The organism is [Brevibacterium] flavum (assembly GCF_019317305.1).
Lineage (GTDB): Bacteria > Actinomycetota > Actinomycetes > Mycobacteriales > Mycobacteriaceae > Corynebacterium > Corynebacterium glutamicum.
The window spans coordinates 3,058,436-3,077,576 of record NZ_CP079240.1 but is presented as its reverse complement, the minus strand read 5'-3'; the positions used below and the strand labels follow the sequence as shown (position 1 = coordinate 3,077,576).

Here is a 19,141-nt window from a genome sequence, read left to right as displayed (position 1 = left end):
GCGGTGCTAGCATGTGGCCTCATGACGTTTAGCCCCCAGCGTCCGGAGTTTGAGACCGGTAAGCAGCCAGATCCAGAAACTGAACACGCAGGTGACCTCCTTGAAGAAACCTCAAGCAGTGCTCCTCGCGCCGCATCTAACGGTTCTTCTGGTCCGAACTACACCCTCATTACAACGTTTTTAGCGGCCCTTACTGCTGGCATCTTTGCTTTCTGGGCAGGCTGGACCCGCAAATGGATCAGCGACGACGGACTGATCGTCCTACGCACCGTCCGAAACCTCCTGGCTGGAAACGGGCCAGTATTCAACGCTGGCGAACGCGTCGAAGCCAACACATCTACTCTGTGGCAATACTGCATCTATCTGGTTGCCTTAGTAACTGACTATCGCCTCGAAGATATTGCTCTGTGGCTTGCGCTGCTGTTCACCACCGCAGCGTCCATCATCGGTGTCCTGGGTACCGCGCATCTCCACCGCAAACGCATTGCCGTATTGCTTCCTGCAGGCGTGATCGGCTACTTCAGCCTTTCCCCGGCGCGAGACTTTGCCACTTCCGGATTGGAGTGGGGCCTATCTTTGATGTGGATTTCCATCCAATGGCTGCTGCTGGTGTTGTGGGCGACTTCGGGCAAGACCTCGGGCAAGACCTCGGGCAAGAAGGCTTCGGGCGCAAAAACTTCAAATCCTATCGTTAATGCCGGTGCAATAACCTATGCTTTGGCCTTTTGGTCAGGCTTGAGCTGGCTGGTTCGCCCAGAACTGGCGATGTATGGCGGTTTGACTGGAGTGTTGCTGCTGCTTACTGCGCCACGATGGCGGGTTGTTTTGGGGATCCTGGTGGCGGCTTTGCCTCTTCCAGCTGCGTACCAAATCTTCCGCATGGGTTATTACGGGCTGATGGTGCCGCACACGGCTGTAGCGAAATCAGCCTCAGATGCGGTGTGGGGGACTGGTTGGGAATATGTTGAGGATTTCACGGGGCCTTACAACCTGTGGCTCGGTTTGGCCTTGCTGTTGGCCGCAGGCGCGTTGACAGTGTGGAAAACTGACAAGCACTTAGCGATACCGAAGGGGCGGCTGGGGCTGCGCACTCCGGGTATGGCTATAGCGTTGCTGGTTATCTGTGCGCTCCTCCACTTCCTTTACGTTATCCGTGTTGGTGGCGACTTCATGCATGGACGCATGCTGCTCCTTCCACTTTTTGCCATTCTGCTGCCTGTTTCTGTCATTCCGGTCAATGTTGTTGATCGAGGTTGGCAGGATTTGGTTGCGCTGGTTCTCGTTTTCTCTACGTGGGTGTGGTCCACTGTGGTTTTTGTGCAGGGGCACCAATGGGAAAATACCGGCCAGCATGTGGTTGATGAGCGTGATTTTTGGATTGATTTCACCAACCGAGATGAAGATCATCCTCCGCTTTATGCAGAGGATTTCCTCACTGTTGATTCCATGAATGATTACGCAGAGGTTATGCGCGATCAGACGTTGGTTAATCCAACAGGCCAGCAACTCAATATTCTGGCCAGCAGTGACCCGACCACTTATTCGTGGATCACCACACCTCGCGTGGAGGGGGTTGAAGCCGGTGATTTGGCTAACCTCCCGCCAACTGTTTTCCATGTGAACCTCGGCATGACCTCCATGAACGCACCGCTCAACGTGCGTGTGACAGACCTGATTGGTTTGGCAACGCCACTGGCAGCCCGCCAGCCACGCATTGAAGGTGGTCGAATCGGCCACGATAAATTGATGGACTTGGAATGGCAGGTCGCGGAATCCGCCACTCCGCTGGCGTACACACCGGGTTGGTTGGATGCTCAAAAGACTTATGAGGCCCGCCAGGCGCTACGCCACCCAGAATTGGTTCACCTTTTCCAGACTTACCGTGAGCCAATGTCCTACCACCGGTTTGTGGACAATATTAAATACGCACTCACTACCGGAAGGACACTGGAAATTTCAGATAATCCTGAAGATCTTTTGAAAGAATTTAACCCGACCCCTGCAGAGATTCAGGACGGGTTAGAAACTATTGCTTGGCCTGGGGAAATTAAACTTGATGAACCTCGCGGAGAACCTTTATATAGCTCTCAGTAAACACTTATTCACAAATCATTGGGCTGTGATAACTACCCAAGAGTGTCACAACTTGGTAACGTGTGGGCGGAAAAACAAGATAGGCATCGAGAGGTATCAGCGGTCCATACCGCCGATGGGTACATATCAATTTTTGCCGGAGGAGAATTATGTCCGTATTTACACGAGCTGGCGAGGCAAGCCGTAAGCTCGTCGCCCTTGTAGTGGCTCTTGCCACCGCGGCAGCCCTCATGGTTGTTGGACAAGGCACCGCACAAGCTGCAAACCGTGACTGGTTGCGCGCAGATAACTCTGGTTACTGTGACTGGGATGCTGTGGGCTTCTGGGTTCAGCGCTGTGATGTTTGGTCGCCTGCAATGGGCCGCAACATTCCTGTCCAGATCCAGCCTGCAGAGCGTGGCGGAAACGCTGGCCTGTACCTGCTCGATGGTATGCGCGCTACTGAGTACTCAAACGCATGGCTCGTGGATACCAACGCTGCGCGCCTCTACGCACCAAACAACATCACCCTCGTGATGCCAGTTGGTGGCGCAGGTTCCTTCTATGCTGACTGGAACTCCCAGGCATCTCTTTCCTCCGATCCTGTCATCTACATGTGGGAGACTTTCCTTACCCAGGAATTGCCTGCATACCTTGAGCAGAACTTCGGCGTTGCGCGAAACAACAACTCCATTGGTGGCCTGTCCATGGGCGGAACTGCCGCGCTGAACCTCGCAGCAAAGCACCCAGATCAGTTCCGCCAGGCTATGTCTTGGTCCGGCTACTTGAACACCACTGCACCAGGCATGCAAACCCTGCTGCGTCTGGCCATGCTGGACACCGGTGGATTCAACGTCAACGCAATGTATGGCTCAATCATTAACCCACGTCGTTTTGAAAACGACCCATTCTGGAACATGGGCGGCTTGGCTAACACCGACGTCTACATCTCTGCAGCTTCCGGCCTGTGGAGCCCTCAGGATGATGGAGTTCGCGTAGACCACCGCCTCACTGGTTCTGTGCTTGAATTCGTGGCAATGACATCCACCAGGATTTGGGAAGCAAAGGCAAGGTTTCAGGGTCTGAACCCAACTGCGGATTACCCAATGTATGGCATTCACGGCTGGGCTCAGTTCAACTCCCAGCTGGAGAGAACTCAGGGTCGTGTTCTAGACGTCATGAACGCCTGGTAGAGCCACACCAAAGGCCACACCAAAATCAAAAGCCCACTGTACTATTGCAGTGGGCTTTTTGGCGCGCTAAAAACTCAGGTCCTGGCCTGTGCTCCTCCTGATTCTGCTGCGGCTGCGGTGTTGTTAAACCGCATGGGTTTTCGGCGGTCGGCGGGTTGATATCCGACGCGCCCGGTTGTGGGATCTATGTTCATGTGCCCCATGTTGTCTTTGCCGTCGCGTTGGTCGTTGTTGTTTCCGTGGTCGTGGGGGCAGATGTTGGTGATGTTTTCTATGTCTGTGGGGCCGCCGTCTAGCCAGGATCTGATGTGGTGTATTTCGTTGTCTTCGAAGGGGGAGTCGCAGCCTTCGCGGGTGCAGACGAGTTCGGAGGCGAAGAGGGCTAGGCGTTGATACAGGCTGGCGGTGCGTTGAGTGCGTGCCAGGTGCAGCGGACGGCCGGATTCGGAGTCGAGGACGGTCACGAAGTCATATTTGGCTGCACCGAGTCGCAGGATCTCAAGCGGTGTGAGTTTTATGCCGGTGCTGGTGGGGTAGCGGTGGTCGGGGCCCGATGCTTTGAGGTTTGCTACGTCTTTGGCGGAGAGGGAGACGAGGATGGTGCCCACTCCGGATCGTGCGGGGAGGAGATCGCTGTGTGCGCGGTGGAGGATGTCGGCGAAGGCATCGTATTGGCGTTGCGGTTTCGTACGTTTATCCTCCGCCAAAGAGTCTTCAAGCAAATGCCCCGGCTTGGCTTTAGACATCAGTGATTTGAGCAGGGCTAGACCTTTGGCATCTAAATAGAGGGATGCTTTGGCTCCGCCGTCGTGGTCTTGGCGTCCGATGCTTAAGGAGCGTTTCTTTACTGCGGCGAGTGGGTCTTTGGCGGTGGGGTTTATGCGGATAACTTTGTTGCGGGTCCAGTTGCGTAGGTCTTCGGGGGTTCGGCTGGTGGCTTCCTGCATTGCTAGTTTGCGGAGTGAGGCTCGGGATAGGGATGTGTTGTCGTTGAGTTTTTCTAGTTCGTAGCGGATGGTGTCTTGTTTTTCGGCGGAGATGCCGTGTTCGCGGGCGATGCGGTTGGCTTCTGCTTGTTCGGCTAGGTCTTGTTTCTCTTTTTCTTCTCTGGCTAGCTTCTCTTCGGGGGTTTCTTTCGCGAGTTCTTCTGAACTGGGTTCCGGGCTTGGGTTGCCGTAGTGTTCTTCGGCGCGTTTTGTGCGTCGGAATGCTTCGGATTTGGAGATGTCGAGAAGGTACGCGAGGGCATCGATGTGGGAAGTTTTTCCGATGATGCGTCCGGCATCGGCGCGCTCGGCGGATTTGGCGAGGGCGGCGTCGAAAAGCGCTTTTTTGTTGTGGAGCTTTTCGAGGAGTTCGGCGAAGGGGAGTGTTGCTTTGAATGCGGCGGCGGACGGGTCGGCGATGAGCGCGTCCATGTGTTTCATGATGGTGTGGATTTCTTGCATTTTGTTTTCCCCTCCTTTTCTGTTTTCCACACAACCGAAGCTTCAAGGGGAAAACAAGGGCCTTAAAAGTTATCCACAGATCCGAAGTGATCCGCGCCCTGGGGTGAAAAGTTATCCACAGGAAGCGGAGGGGCGGATTGAAAAATTCAGCGAAATGCGAAAAGGTGGAGGGGAAATGCTGCGAGTCTTGCGGATTCCCGGCGTGGCATTGAAAAAAGTCTAAAGTTGAACTTAAGATTGAGGTCATTCTGAAGTTGTGACCTGCATCAGAAGAGTTACATACCCACATATGTAACCTTCTGGACTAAGATCACGACAGACTGAAAAGAACTGAAGACTCTCAAGGCATAGCCCACGTGTGTTTGTCGGGCCGGAAGCGGGGAACTTTCGGGACGGATCTAACTCATTGCGGGCCTGTGCGCAGTATCCAAAAATCAAAATGAGAAGGAAAACTTCATGCGCGACACCGCATTTCGTTCCATCAAGGCTAAAGCTCAGGCTAAGCGCCGTTCCCTCTGGATTGCAGCAGGCGCTGTCCCAACCGCAATTGCGTTGACTATGTCCCTGGCACCTATGGCTTCGGCTCAGTCCAGCAACCTTTCCTCTGATGCCGTTGTTGGCAGCATCGCGCAGGGCGTCACCGATGGCCTGACTGACTACCTGAAGCCTCGCGTCGAAGAGCTTCCTGCTGGTGAAGTCACCTACCCAGAGATCGCCGGGCTGCCTGATGGTGTGCGCGTGATCAGCGCTGAGTGGGCAACCTCCAAGCATGTCATTTTGACTATTCAGTCTGCAGCAATGCCAGAGCGCCCAATCAAGGTGCAGCTGCTGCTTCCGCGTGACTGGTACTCTTCCCCGAACCGTGAGTTCCCTGAAATCTGGGCACTTGACGGTCTGCGCGCGATTGAAGAGCAGAGTGGTTGGACCATTGAGACCAACATTGAGCAGTACTACGCCGATAAGAACGCCATTGTTGTGCTCCCAATCGGTGGCGAGAGCTCCTTCTACTCTGACTGGGAAGAGCCAAACAACGGCAAGAACTACCAGTGGGAGACCTTCCTGACTCAGGAGCTCGCACCGATCCTGGACAAGGGCTTCCGTTCCAACACCGATCGCGCCATCACCGGTATCTCCATGGGCGGTACCGCTGCGGTTAACATCGCAACCCACCACCCAGACATGTTTAAGTTCGTCGGTTCCTTCTCCGGCTATCTGGACACCACCTCCGCTGGCATGCCAATCGCTATTTCCGCAGCCCTGGCAGACGCCGGCGGATACGATGCCAACGCAATGTGGGGACCAGTCGGTTCTGAGCGCTGGCAGGAAAACGATCCAAAGAGCAACGTAGACAAGCTCAAGGGCAAGACCATCTACGTTTCCTCTGGTAACGGTGCAGATGACTTCGGTAAGGAAGACTCTGTAGCTATTGGACCTGCAAACGCAGCAGGTGTCGGTCTGGAAGTTATCTCCCGTATGACTTCCCAGACCTTCGTCGATCGTGCAAACCAGGCTGGCGTGGAAGTTGTTGCTAGCTTCCGTCCATCCGGCGTGCACTCATGGGAATACTGGCAGTTCGAGATGACTCAGGCGTTCCCTCACATCGCTAACGCTCTTGGCATGTCCACTGAGGACCGTGGCGTTGAGTGTGCACCTGTCGGCGCAATCGCTGACGCTGTTGCCGACGGCGCGATGGGCACCTGCCTGACCAACGAATACGATGTTACCGGCGGTAAGGCCCAGGACTTCGCTAACGGTCGCGCATACTGGTCTGCAAACACTGGCGCTTTCGGCCTGGTTGGACGCATCAACGCTCGTTACTCTGAGCTGGGTGGACCTGACTCCTGGTTGGGCTACCCAACCTCTTCTGAGTTGAAGACACCAGACGGACGTGGCCGCTTCGTCACCTTCGAGCACGGCTCTATCTACTGGACCGCCACCACTGGTCCTTGGGAAATCCCAGGCGATATGCTCGCCGCATGGGGCACCCAGGACTATGAGAAGGGCAGCCTCGGCTACCCAACCGGCGCTGCAGTTGAATACAACGGTGGCCTGCGCCAGCAGTTCGAAGGTGGCTACGTATTCCGTACCTCCAATAACCAGTCTTACTGGGTTCGCGGAGAAATCTCCAAGAAGTACGCCGATGACGGAATCTTCGCTCAGCTTGGTTTCCCAACCGGCAATGAGAAGTTGATCAACGGTGGCGCTTTCCAGGAATTCGAAAAGGGCAACATCTACTGGTCCGCGTCCACTGGCGCGCACGTGATTCTGCACGGCGACATCTTCGACGCATGGGGTGCTAAGGGCTGGGAGCAGGGCGAATACGGCTTCCCAACCTCTGACCAGACCGCAATCACCGCGGGTGGACAGACCATTGATTTCCAGAACGGCACCATCCGTCAGGTCAATGGCCGAATTGAGGAGTCTCGCTAATAGTGAAGCGCATCTACGCAACTCTCGCTTCCGGACTTTTGTGCCTGAGCCTTGCTGCTTGTGGGGGAGTCACTGTTGAAGGAGATGATTCTCCCTCGACAGCGGCAGCCCCAACAGAAAGCAGCGCTGGGTCAAGCAGCACCGCAAGGTCGACCGAACGCAGCAGTCAGGCGTCGCAAAGCAATGGAAGCGGCGGAAGCACAGCCCGGGACGGGGCAGCCGAGGAAATCGACGGCCTGCCCGAGGTGACCGTGGAACGCAGCGCTGAGGCGCAAGCGTTTCTGGATGCGCTGAAAGATGAAAAAATCGACATCTCCGGCGTGGAGGACCAGTTGATTGCGACTGCGCAAAATTACTGCAGTTCGGAAAACAAGGACCAAAACGTCACTGTCGATGCGGTTGCAGGCCAGCTCATCGTGCAGGGACGCACCAGCGTGAAGGAAGATCAAGCAGCGGAAATTTCTACGCTGCTGAAGGAATCTGCGGATCGGACGTATTGTTAACCGATGAGGAAAACCATCACCGTTATTGCTGTATTGATCGTCCTCGTCTTAATCGGCGTGGGCATCGTGCAGTATGTGAACACATCCGATGACTCAGATTTCATTGGCCAGCCTGGCGAGCCAACCGGTACCGAAACCACGGAACCACCGGTTCAACCTGATTGGTGCCCTGCGGTAGAAGTCATTGCCGCGCCGGGTACGTGGGAGTCGGCTGCTAATGATGATCCGATCAACCCGACCGCTAATCCGCTGTCATTCATGTTGAGCATCACTCAGCCACTGCAGGAGCGTTATTCTGCGGATGACGTCAAGGTGTGGACGCTGCCGTACACTGCGCAGTTCCGCAACATCAACTCGCAAAATGAGATGTCCTATGACGATTCGCGCAATGAAGGCACCGCGAAGATGAATGAGGAACTGATCAACACTCACAATGAGTGCCCTGCCACGGAGTTCATCATCGTTGGTTTCTCCCAGGGTGCGGTCATTGCGGGCGATGTGGCTGCTCAGATCGGTTCAGAGCAAGGTGTTATTCCAGCTGATAGCGTCAGGGGTGTCGCCCTGATCGCTGACGGTCGCCGGGAGCCTGGTGTGGGCCAGTTCCCAGGCACGTTTGTGGATGGCATCGGCGCGGAGGTTACTCTGCAGCCTTTGAACTTGCTGGTGCAGCCGATTGTTCCGGGCGCAACCATGCGTGGCGGGCGCGCGGGCGGTTTCGGTGTGCTCAACGACCGGGTGCAGGATATTTGTGCTCCAAATGATGCGATCTGTGATGCTCCGGTGAATGTCGGCAACGCCCTTGATCGTGCGTTGGCCATGGTCTCCGCCAACGGTGTGCACGCGCTCTACGCCACCAATCCGGATGTTTTCCCAGGCACAACCACTAATGCGTGGGTTGTGGATTGGGCGACCAACCTCATCGACAACGGATAAAGCTTTTTCGCTTTTCGACGTCCACCTCCCGGACGTTGTGCGCTAAAGCTTGAGGTTTTGCGCAGGGGCTCGCCTTAAACGGCGAGCCCTTCGTCTTTTGTTGGAGGAACGGTCACTCGCTCAAGTAGTGTTAGTTTGCAAAAGTAATAAAATGTTCATCTTTGTCGATGGTCACAATAGTCATTAAAGAATTGTAAGAGGGGTTCACATGGATTTAGATAAAGCGATTGGTTCATTCTTCGATGAGAATGGAGAAATCAACCTTCCTCCATTCCTAACTTTGGCAGCCATGGGTGAGTTCATGTACCAGGCTGACATCGCTGAAGGCGGCGGGGATAAACCACGCATGCATTTCTGGGACTTCTCCGAAGACCGCGATGGCAAGCTGATTCAGTACACCCGAAACGAGATCGATACTCGTATCAAGGCTGTAGCAGGCCGCTTGCAGCAGGTCGCCACCCTGGGTGATCGTGCAGCGATCCTGGCTAACAACAGCCCTGAGTACATTTTCAGCTTCCTCGGCGCGATCTACGCTGGCATGGTCCCTGTGCCGCTTTATGATCCAAACGAGCCAGGACACGCAGACCACCTCAACGCTGTTTTCGCAGACAGCGAGCCAGTAGTTGTGCTGACCAACTCTAAGTCCGCAGGTGCCGTGCGCAAGCACTTCTCCAGCCTTCCAGCTGCAGAACGCCCACGCATCCTCTCTGTAGATTCCTTGCCTGATTCCCTCGCAGATTCTTACGAGAACCCAATGCTGACCGAAGCCGGCCGCCGCCTGGCTGCTCTGCGCCAGTCCGCACCTATCGATCTGACCGCATTCCTGCAGTACACCTCCGGCTCCACCCGAACCCCAGCCGGCGTTGTTCTGACCAACCGCTCCATCCTGACCAACGTCCTGCAGATCTTCAGCGCTGCACAGCTTAAAACCCCACTGCGCTTGGTCTCCTGGCTACCACTGCACCACGACATGGGCATTATCCTCGCCGCGTTTGTCACCATGCTTGGCCTGGACAACGAGTTCATGAACCCACGCGATTTCGTGCAGCAGCCTTCCCGCTGGATCAAGCAGCTCAACCGCCGTGAAAGCGACGTGGACGTTAACGTCTACACCGTGGTTCCTAACTTCGCCCTCGAGCTTGCAGCACGCTACGCAAAGCCAGCAGAGGGAGAGACCCTGGATCTTTCCGCATTGGATGCCATCATTATCGGTTCCGAGCCAGTCACCGAGAATGCTCTGACCACCTTCCGTGAAGCTTTCGAGCCTTACGGCCTGCCTGTTCAGACCCTGCGTCCTTCCTACGGTCTCGCAGAAGCATCCCTGCTGGTCACCACCCCACAGACCGAAAACCGTCCGCTGATCTCCTTCTTCGACCGCGAGGCCTTGGCCGAAAACCGCGTTGAGCTTGTAGAAAAGAGCAATGACAAGGCTGTTGCTTTCGTCTCCAACGGCCAGGTTGCAGCCCCACAGCAGCTGGTCATCGTTGATTCCGAAACCGGAACTGAGCTGGCAGACGGCCAGATCGGAGAAATCTGGACCCACGGCGAAAACACCGCAGCCGGTTACCTCGACCGCGAGGAAGACACCGCAGAAACCTTCCGCAACCGACTGAACACCCGCCTGGAGGAAAACTCCCGCGCAGAAGGCGCTGCCGACGACAACTACTGGATGGCTACCGGTGACCTCGGCGTCATCGTAGACAACGAGCTCTACATCACCGGTCGTCTGAAGGACCTCATCGTTGTCGCAGGCCGAAACCACTACCCACAGGACATCGAGTACACCGTCCAGGCTGCTTCCGCACACATCCGTGCAGATTCCGTCGCAGCATTCGCAGTCCCAGGCGATGACATTGAAAAGCTCATCATCCTGGCAGAACGCGACACCACTGCAAACGAAGCCGACGATGCAGCTGCTGAAGAAGCAATCCGCTCCGCCGTTGGCACTGCACACGGTGTTGTTCCAGAAGAGATCCGTATCCTCGCACCTGACGAGATCGCGCGTTCTTCCTCCGGAAAGATCGCACGCCGCGTCAACCAGCGCAACTACATTCAGGAACAAGCTAACTAGTTCTTTGCAAACACAGCAGCACCCCGATGGATTTTCAACAGAATCCATCGGGGTTCTTTTGGTTTTGTGCATAGTGGAAACATCAGTAGAAACATCAGCGGAATTGTCAGGTGAAGCTTCTCTATAAATTCCATCGAGCGCTTTGTCCTTGTAAACTATTGCAGTTAGCGGTGGACGCGATAGGTTTACAAATCCGTCTGGAAAAAATTGCTTCTGACCTGGGGATGAAACGTTCGAAGGTTGAATAGCGATAAACGTCTGGATGTCTATTCTCCTCAGCCTCGTTTTGGTTGATGCGGATAGTTTTAATATTTTTTTAAGTTTAAGTTGTAATCGAGCTGAAAGGCTGAGGCCTCAATATGGAACAGAGCCAATCGTCGGATCAGAAGATGACCGTTGAACAGGTTCGCACCTGGCTCCGTGATTGGGTTGTCCGCACCACGGGTATTCCGGTGGAGGAAGTTACGGATGACAAGGCAATGGAGACCTTTGGCCTTTCCTCTCGCGATGTTGTTGTGTTGTCTGGTGAGTTGGAAAACCTGCTGGACACCTCCTTGGATGCCACCATCGCTTATGAGTACCCAACGATCCGTAGTTTGGCGCAGCGCCTTGTTGAGGGCGAGCCTCGTCGTGCACATACCCAGCGTGAGTTGAATTTCTCCGCGGTGAGCGATTCCCCAGGTTCCCACGATATTGCGGTTGTCGGTATGGCTGCGCGTTACCCAGGCGCTGAGAGCCTGGAGGATATGTGGAAGCTACTCGTCGAGGGCCGTGACGGTATCTCGGATCTACCGATTGGCCGTTGGTCTGAGTATGCAGGCGATGAGGTTATGTCTCGGAAGATGGAAGAGTTTTCTACCATCGGTGGCTACCTGTCAGATATCTCTAGCTTTGATGCGGAGTTCTTTGGTCTGTCTCCGCTCGAGGCCGCCAACATGGATCCTCAGCAGCGTATTTTGCTGGAGCTAACGTGGGAGGCTTTGGAGTACGCTCGCATCGCACCAAACACTTTGCGTGGCGAAGCCGTGGGCGTGTTCATGGGTTCCTCCAACAACGATTACGGCATGATGATCGCTGCCGATCCAGCAGAAGCACATCCTTATGCGCTGACTGGTACTTCTAGTGCGATTGTCGCTAACCGCATTAACTACGCTTTCGATTTCCGCGGTCCTTCCGTCAACGTGGATACCGCATGTTCTTCTTCTCTGGTAGCGGTTCACCAGGCTGTCCGTGCGCTGCGGAATGGCGAAGCGGATCACGCTATCGCTGGTGGAGTGAACATTTTGGCATCTCCATTTGTCACAACTGCATTCGCTGAGCTCGGTGTGATCAGCCCAACCGGCAAGATCCACGCATTCTCTGATGATGCCGATGGTTTCGTGCGTTCCGACGGCGCCGGAGTCGTTGTGCTGAAGCGCGTGGATGACGCAATCCGCGACGGCGACAAGATCATCGGTGTGATCAAGGGTTCTGCAGTGAACTCCGATGGTCACTCCAACGGACTGACCGCTCCAAACCCTGACGCACAGGTTGATGTGCTGCAGCGTGCATATGTTGACGCTCAGGTTGATCCCACCACCGTGGATTACGTTGAGGCTCACGGCACCGGCACCATCCTGGGTGACCCCATTGAAGCAACCGCCCTGGGTGCTGTTTTGGGCTATGGCCGTGACGCATCCACCCCAACTCTTCTGGGCTCTGCAAAGTCCAACTTCGGCCACACTGAGTCAGCTGCGGGTATTGCAGGTGTCATCAAGGTGTTGCTTGCTTTGCAGAACAAGACTCTGCCACCAACCGTGAACTTTGCAGGTCCAAACCGCTACATCGATTTCGATGCTGAGCGTTTGGAAGTTGTGGAAGATCCACGTGAATGGCCGGAATACAACGGTCACGCAGTAGCTGGTGTGTCCGCGTTCGGGTTCGGTGGAACCAACGCGCACGTGGTGATCTCTGAGTACAACGCAGAAGACTACGAAACCCGTGCCCCGAAGGCGGCGTTGCTTCCTGACCAGCAGGTTGCCCTGCCGGTGTCTGGTCACCTGCCATCCAGGCGTCGACAAGCAGCTGCTGACTTGGCGGACTTCTTGGAGGGCCGCAAAGATTGCGACCTGACCCCAGTAGCCCGCGCGCTGGCAGGCCGCAATCATGGCCGCTCCCGCGCAGTCGTGCTTGCAAGCACCATCGAGGAAGCCGTAAAGCGCCTGCGCCAGGTCGCAGAAGGCAAGGTCAGCGTCGGTATCTCCGCAGCTGATTCCCCAGCGGCCAACGGTCCTGTGTTTGTGTACTCCGGTTTCGGATCCCAGCACCGCCTCATGATCAAGGAATTGTGCTCAATTTCGCCACAGTTCCGCGAGCGCATCGAAGAGCTCGATGAAATGGTTAAGTTCGAGTCCGGCTGGTCCATCATGGAACTTGTTTTGGATGATGAGCAAACTTACGACACCGAGACCGCGCAGGTTGCGATCACCGCAATCCAGATCGCACTGACTGACCTGTTGGCAAGCTTCGGTGTGAAGCCAGCTGCCGTCATGGGCATGTCGATGGGTGAGATCGCTGCCGCTTACGCTGCCGGTGGACTCAGCGACCGCGATACCATGCTCATTGCCAGCCACCGTTCCCGCCTAATGGGCGAGGGCGAGAAGTCCCTGGCTGAGGATCAGCTGGGTGCCATGGCTGTGGTGGAATTCGCCGCTGCGGACCTGGATAAGTTCATCGAAGAAAACCCTGAGTACAAGGGCATTGAGCCTGCTGTTTATGCAGGTCCAGGCATGACTACCGTGGGTGGACCTCGCGACGCCGTGGTTCAGTTCGTAGAGAAGCTGGAATCTGAAGACAAGTTTGCCCGCCTGCTCAACGTCAAGGGCGCTGGCCACACCTCTGCTGTGGAACCACTTCTTGGTGAGCTCGCTGGCGAAATCGCTGGCATCGAGCCACTTCCGCTGCAGATCCCGTTGTTCAGCTCTGTCGATCAGGGTGTTACCTACCCAGTTGGAGCAGTGGTCCACGACGCCGATTACATGCTCCGCTGTACCCGCCAGTCCGTGTACTTCCAGGACTCCACCGAAGCTGCATTCGCTGCAGGCCACAACACCTTGGTGGAAATTTCCCCGAACCCAGTTGCACTCATGGGCATGATGAACACCGCGTTCACCGTGGGCAAGCCTGATGCACAGCTGCTGTTCAGCCTGAAGCGAAAAGTCCCAGAGGCAGAATCCCTCCGCGACCTTCTGGCGAAGCTGTACGTCAACGGCGCAAACGTTGATTTCTCCGCGCTGTACGGCGAAGGTGAAACCATCGATCCGCCACACATCACCTGGAAGCACCAGCGCTTCTGGACTTCCGCACGCCCATCCTCTGGCGCATCCCTGGATCTGCCGGGCTTCCGCGTGAATCTGCCAAACAACACTGTGGCGTTTTCCACCGCAGCCGAACTGGCACCATCCGCAGTGGCAATCATGGAAGCAGCCGCCATGGCTGTCACCCCAGGTTCCTCCGTCGACGCAGTGGACGAGCGCGACATGCTGCCACCAAGCGGCGAAATCACCACCATCGTGACTCGCTCCTTGGGCGGTTTGAGCCTGTCCGTATACAAGATTGAGGGAACCACCAGCACTCTTGTCGCCGAAGGTTTCGCAGCCAACCCAGGATTCGCCGCAGCATCTTCCTTCGACGGTCCAGGCTACGACGGATTCAACACCGATTACAGCGACCAGCCAGACCCTCGCTCCGACCTGCCTTTGGACATCGAAGCAGTCCGCTGGGACCCAGCGACCGAAACCGTCGAAGAGCGCATGCGCGCCATCGTCTCCGAAGCAATGGGCTACGACGTGGATGACCTCCCACGCGAACTCCCACTGATTGACCTCGGCCTCGACTCCCTCATGGGCATGCGCATCAAAAACCGCATCGAAAACGACTTCCAGATTCCACCACTCCAGGTCCAAGCGCTCCGCGATGCATCCGTCGCTGACGTGGTAATCATGGTGGAAAACATGGTCGCTGGCCGCTCCTCTGAGACGCTTGTCGACGCCACCCCGCAGGTGCCAGCTGAGGCAGCAGGGGAGGCTCAAGCTGCTGAGTCTTCTGCTTCGGGCGAGGACGTGCAGGGCGTTGGCGTTGCACCGCGAGATGCGTCGGAACGCATGGTCTTTGGTACTTGGGCAGGCCTGACTGGCGCTGCGGCAGCTGGCGTGACCAGCAAGTTGCCACAGATCGATGTCGATACTGCAACCGCAATTGCCGAGCGCCTCACCGAGCGTTCCGGAATTGAAATCAGCACTGAACAGGTGTTGGCTGCAGAAACCCTCGAACCACTGTCTGACCTGGTGCGTGAAGGCCTCGAAACTGAAGTTCAGGGCAACATTCGTGTGCTGCGTAGACGTGCAGAAGGCTCCACCAAGCCTGCAGTGTTCATGTTCCACCCAGCTGGCGGTTCTTCCGTGGTCTACCAACCACTAATGCGTCGTCTGCCTGAAGATGTCCCTGTCTATGGCGTTGAGCGTCTGGAAGGCGATCTCGCTGACCGCGCGGCAGCATATGTTGATGACATCAAGAAGTACTCCGATGGCTTCCCAGTAGTTTTGGGTGGCTGGAGCTTCGGCGGCGCCGTTGCCTTCGAGGTTGCCCACCAACTGGTTGGCTCCGATGTTGAGGTAGCTACCGTGGCGTTGCTGGATACTGTGCAGCCTTCAGACCCAGCACCAGATACCGCTGAGGAAACTCGTGCACGCTGGACTCGCTACGCGGACTTCGCCAAGAAGACCTACGGCCTTGATTTCGAGGTACCTTTTGAAATCTTGGACACCATCGGTGAAGACGGAATGCTGTCCATGATGACCGACTTCCTGGCCAACACCGACGCCTCCGAACACGGATTGTCCGCAGGTGTGCTTGAACACCAGCGCGCTTCTTTTGTGGACAACCGCATCCTGGCTAAACTTAATTTTGCAGACTGGGCCAACGTTGAAGCCCCTGTCATCCTGTTCCGCGCGGAACGCATGCATGATGGAGCTATCGAACTTGAACCAAACTATGCCAAGATTGATCAAGATGGAGGATGGTCCGGAATTGTCAACGATTTGGAAATTGTTCAGCTGAATGGTGACCACCTGGCAGTTGTCGATGAACCAGAAATCGGCACAGTCGGAGCTCATTTGAGTCGCCGCATTGAAGAGATTTCTCGGAAGAATTAGTAACGGAGAGCTGACGGAAGTTGAGTAACACCACTACTGCAGAGAAGCTAGCGGATCTGCGCGCACGCCTGGAGATTGCCAAAGACCCAGGTAGTGAACGCGCACGTAAAAAGCGCGACGAGGAAGGCCGAACCACCCCTCGTCAGCGTATTGATGCTCTGCTTGATGCCGGATCCTTTGTGGAGATCGGTGCACTAGGCCGTACCCCGGATGAACCCGATGCGCCTTACTCTGACGGTGTGGTGACTGGTTATGGTCGCATCGATGGTCGCCCAGTGGCCATCTACGCCCATGACAAGACCGTTTACGGTGGTTCCGTGGGCATGACTTTCGGACGTAAAGTCAGCGAAGTCATGGACATGGCTATCCGCATTGGTTGCCCAGTTATCGGTATTCAGGATTCCGGCGGAGCCCGCATTCAGGATGCGGTGACCTCCTTGGCGATGTACTCAGAGATCGCGCGTCGTCAGCTTCCGCTGTCTGGCCGCAGCCCTCAGATTTCCATCATGCTGGGTAAATCGGCAGGTGGCGCAGTGTATGCACCTGTGACCACTGACTTTGTTATCGGCGTTGATGGTGAAACAGAAATGTATGTCACCGGCCCAGCCGTGATCAAGGAAGTCACCGGCGAGCAGATCACCTCCGCAGACCTCGGTGGCGGTGCGCAGCAGATGCAAAACGGCAACATTTCCTATTTGGCGTCCTCTGAAGAAGAGGCCCTGAATATGGTCAAGGATTTGCTCGACTTCCTGCCTTTGACCTGCAATGATCCAGCCCCTGTGTTTGCAGCACCAACGGATGAAGAGATCGCCTACGACGAAGCTCTGAACTCGTTCATGCCTGATGACACTAACCAGGGCTACGACATGCATGACCTGCTGGACAAGCTTTTCGACGACGCCAACCTGCTGGAAATCCAAGAGGAGTACGCCCCCAACCTGATCACTACCTTCGCCCGCGTTGATGGCAAGGCAGTCGGTGTGGTGGCCAACCAACCAATGGATAAGGCAGGCTGCATCGACGCTGACGCCGCCGACAAGGGCGCCCGCTTCATCCGTATCTGCGACGCCTACAACATCCCGATCATCTTCGTCGTGGACACCCCTGGCTACCTGCCTGGCGTGGACCAAGAGAAGGTCGGTTTGATTCACCGTGGCGCAAAGCTAGCCTTCGCAGTGGTGGAATCGACCGTCCCTAAGATTTCCTTGATCGTGCGCAAGGCCTACGGCGGAGCATATGCCGTGATGGGTTCCAAGAACCTCACCGGTGACCTCAACTTCGCATGGCCAACCGCACAGATCGCCGTGATGGGCGCAGCCGCAGCTGTCGTGATGATCCAGGGCAAGCAGCTCGAAGCTGCCCCACCTGAGCAGCGTGAATACATGAAGAAACTGTTCATGGACTTCTACGACGAGAACATGACCAGCCCATATGTGGCCGCCGAGCGTGGTTACATCGACGCCATGATCGAACCTGCAGAGACCCGTTTGGTGCTTCGCCGAGCAGTCCGCCAGCTGGAAACCAAGGCTGTGCGAGACCTCGACAAAAAGCACACCATCATGCCGATGTAACGTCCAAAGAATTATCCAGATAGAAATTCTGTAACTAATTCACCAGAGGAGACCGCAATGGCAACCATCTTCGCAGTTCTGTCGGGTATTGACTTCCTCAGCGTAAGCCTGTCTTACCTGCAAGGATTCTTGAGCTACTAAGCCTTTCAAGAAAGAGGGGACCTTCTAGAACGCTTTAGAAGGTCCCCTCTTTCGCGTCTTAGACAAGGAGTAAGGGTCGATGAGTTGTGAAAAAAGGAGCCTCTAGAAATCTAGAAGCTCCCATTTTTTAAAAGCACTTAGCGCATTGTCACCTTAAACAACGCTCGCCAGCCGAGAACCAAAATGGCGGAGGCGGTCGTTGCGACAATCATGAAGGACCAGTGTGGAACCCCACCATTGTTGAAGCCCCAAATCACAAGTCCCACAATTACCGCGAGTATCCACACGGTCAGGCCAGCGGGGCGGATGCGTTCGCTGGGAAGCTTCGCAGGGAGGATTGCCACCAGGTAGGCGATGAACACACCTGCGAGGAATGGCAGCCATGTGAAAAACCAGCCCTGCACATTTAGTGGCATGTCGGCGCTTTGGTGGGCGACGCGGGCGAAGAGTGCGAAGAGACCGATGGCGATGGAATCACACAGCAAGGACATCCAGCGGTTCACGTATCTGGCCTTTCAATTGCGGACTGTCGGTTAGAGTCTGAGTTAATCGTATCCTGTTCCACATCCAGGGATTCATTGGCCTTGAGTCCCTTGGGGGTGAAATAGATAAAATAGATGACCCATCCGACAATCGCCATGATGATAAATGAGCATAAACGGTAGATTATGACAGCTCCGGCGGCTTCCACTGCGGTCATACCGGTGGCTACGAGGGCTGCGATGTAGGCGGCTTCGATAGGGCCGATTCCGCCTGGGGTGGCTTGGATTGAGCCTGCGATTTTTGCGGTGGTGTACGCCAACAGCACGCCTGCGATAGTGGTGTTGTTGGGTTCTGGTTCAAACATCGGGGCAGTGCCGGTGACCGCCCAGATGCAAATCCAGAGGGAGATGGCGTCGAAAAGCCTATTGCCTAAAGACCACGCGGCGCTGGCCGCGAATTGTGGCCCGGTGAGCGAGACCGAGCGCAGCTGCTCAATGCTTCCAAGAAGCTTTTCGACGAAGCCCCACTCCCTGTTTTTCGTCAATTTTCGCACCCACCGAGCCAAGGAGTCGGGGTTGTTGGCTGCCCAATAAACGGCGCCAGACAGCCCGACCATGGCGATGAATGTGGCGATCAGTGACCATAAGTTCAGCGATGCGCCCATATAAAACACGGCGATGACACCGAGAGCAACCAACCAGACGGTCGATAGGGCACTGGAGAGCAGGAAAAACCACGAACACAGCACGGCGCTGGCACCCCAGCTGCGCTGCACTTTATAGGTGAGAATCGCGGAAAACGCCGGGCCGCCAGGAAGGGTCGCGGACCAGGAGTTAGCCGCAAAAGTTAAAGCCGTGGTGGCTTTGAGAGTCGCAGGACTACCTCCGGCTTTCAACATGATCTGCATGACTCTGGCCATCGCAACGAATGACAACACCAACGCCACCATGGTGAGGGCAACGCCTACGGGGCTGACGTGGCGGATTTGTTGGATGCCCATTTTGAGGAAATCCAGCTGATCCCTCAGGAAAAATAGGATCACCCCTAGAAACGCCAGGGACAAAGCCCAACGAATCCAGGGGTTGCTGAAAAATCCTCGCATA

The 19,141-nt window shown here is 55.8% G+C and carries 10 protein-coding genes and 2 pseudogenes; 9 read left to right on the top strand and 3 right to left on the bottom strand.

Features of this window, described 5'->3' with window-relative positions:
- Positions 1-21 precede the first annotated feature (21 nt).
- Together aftB and KW808_RS14775 are read left to right on the top strand one after the other, a co-directional pair.
- On the top strand, positions 22-2,094 hold the full coding sequence (gene aftB / locus KW808_RS14780) for a beta-(1->2)-arabinofuranosyltransferase (RefSeq protein WP_040073042.1): 2,073 nt from the start codon (positions 22-24) through the stop codon (positions 2,092-2,094).
- A gap of 149 nt (positions 2,095-2,243) precedes the next feature.
- Positions 2,244-3,266, top strand: a complete 1,023-nt coding sequence (locus tag KW808_RS14775; protein WP_499652284.1) for an alpha/beta hydrolase — start codon at positions 2,244-2,246, stop codon at positions 3,264-3,266.
- A 74-nt stretch (positions 3,267-3,340) separates the two neighbouring features.
- On the opposite strand, the gene KW808_RS14770 is transcribed toward KW808_RS14775, so the two are convergent.
- A complete protein-coding gene (locus KW808_RS14770) occupies positions 3,341-4,714 on the bottom strand; it encodes an HNH endonuclease signature motif containing protein (RefSeq protein WP_003862648.1) in 1,374 nt (457 codons plus the stop codon).
- A gap of 456 nt (positions 4,715-5,170) precedes the next feature.
- On the opposite strand from KW808_RS14770, the gene KW808_RS14765 reads away from it, so the two are divergent.
- The 7 genes and pseudogenes from KW808_RS14765 (at position 5,171) to KW808_RS14735 (ending at position 17,414) form a co-directional block, all read left to right on the top strand.
- On the top strand, positions 5,171-7,144 hold the full coding sequence (locus KW808_RS14765; protein ID WP_003862650.1) for an alpha/beta hydrolase-fold protein: 1,974 nt from the start codon (positions 5,171-5,173) through the stop codon (positions 7,142-7,144).
- Between the two features lie 2 nt (positions 7,145-7,146).
- The gene (locus KW808_RS14760; protein WP_003862652.1) at positions 7,147-7,647 is read left to right on the top strand and encodes a DUF732 domain-containing protein; all 501 of its coding nucleotides are present in this window, start codon (positions 7,147-7,149) and stop codon (positions 7,645-7,647) included.
- Between the two features lie 3 nt (positions 7,648-7,650).
- Complete coding sequence (locus tag KW808_RS14755) at positions 7,651-8,580, top strand: cutinase family protein (protein WP_003862654.1); 930 nt, start codon at positions 7,651-7,653, stop codon at positions 8,578-8,580.
- A 208-nt stretch (positions 8,581-8,788) separates the two neighbouring features.
- Positions 8,789-10,651, top strand: coding sequence for a FadD32-like long-chain-fatty-acid--AMP ligase (locus tag KW808_RS14750; RefSeq protein WP_462574128.1), 1,863 nt, complete (start codon positions 8,789-8,791; stop codon positions 10,649-10,651).
- A 359-nt stretch (positions 10,652-11,010) separates the two neighbouring features.
- A pseudogene (locus KW808_RS14745) lies at positions 11,011-14,673 on the top strand (beta-ketoacyl synthase N-terminal-like domain-containing protein); the annotation flags it as partial.
- Positions 14,674-14,754: 81 nt separating this feature from the next.
- Positions 14,755-15,843 (top strand): annotated as a pseudogene (locus KW808_RS14740) (alpha/beta fold hydrolase); the annotation flags it as partial.
- 20 nt (positions 15,844-15,863) lie between these two features.
- Positions 15,864-17,414, top strand: a complete 1,551-nt coding sequence (locus tag KW808_RS14735) for an acyl-CoA carboxylase subunit beta (protein ID WP_003857874.1) — start codon at positions 15,864-15,866, stop codon at positions 17,412-17,414.
- Between the two features lie 278 nt (positions 17,415-17,692).
- Here the strand turns inward: KW808_RS14735 and KW808_RS14730 are convergent, their stop codons facing one another.
- A complete protein-coding gene (locus KW808_RS14730) occupies positions 17,693-18,058 on the bottom strand; it encodes a DUF3054 domain-containing protein (protein WP_003857875.1) in 366 nt (121 codons plus the stop codon).
- Complete coding sequence (locus KW808_RS14725; RefSeq protein ID WP_003862662.1) at positions 18,055-19,140, bottom strand: lysylphosphatidylglycerol synthase transmembrane domain-containing protein; 1,086 nt, start codon at positions 19,138-19,140, stop codon at positions 18,055-18,057. Before KW808_RS14725 ends, KW808_RS14730 begins: the two co-directional genes overlap by 4 nt.
- Between the last annotated feature and the right edge of the window lies 1 nt (position 19,141).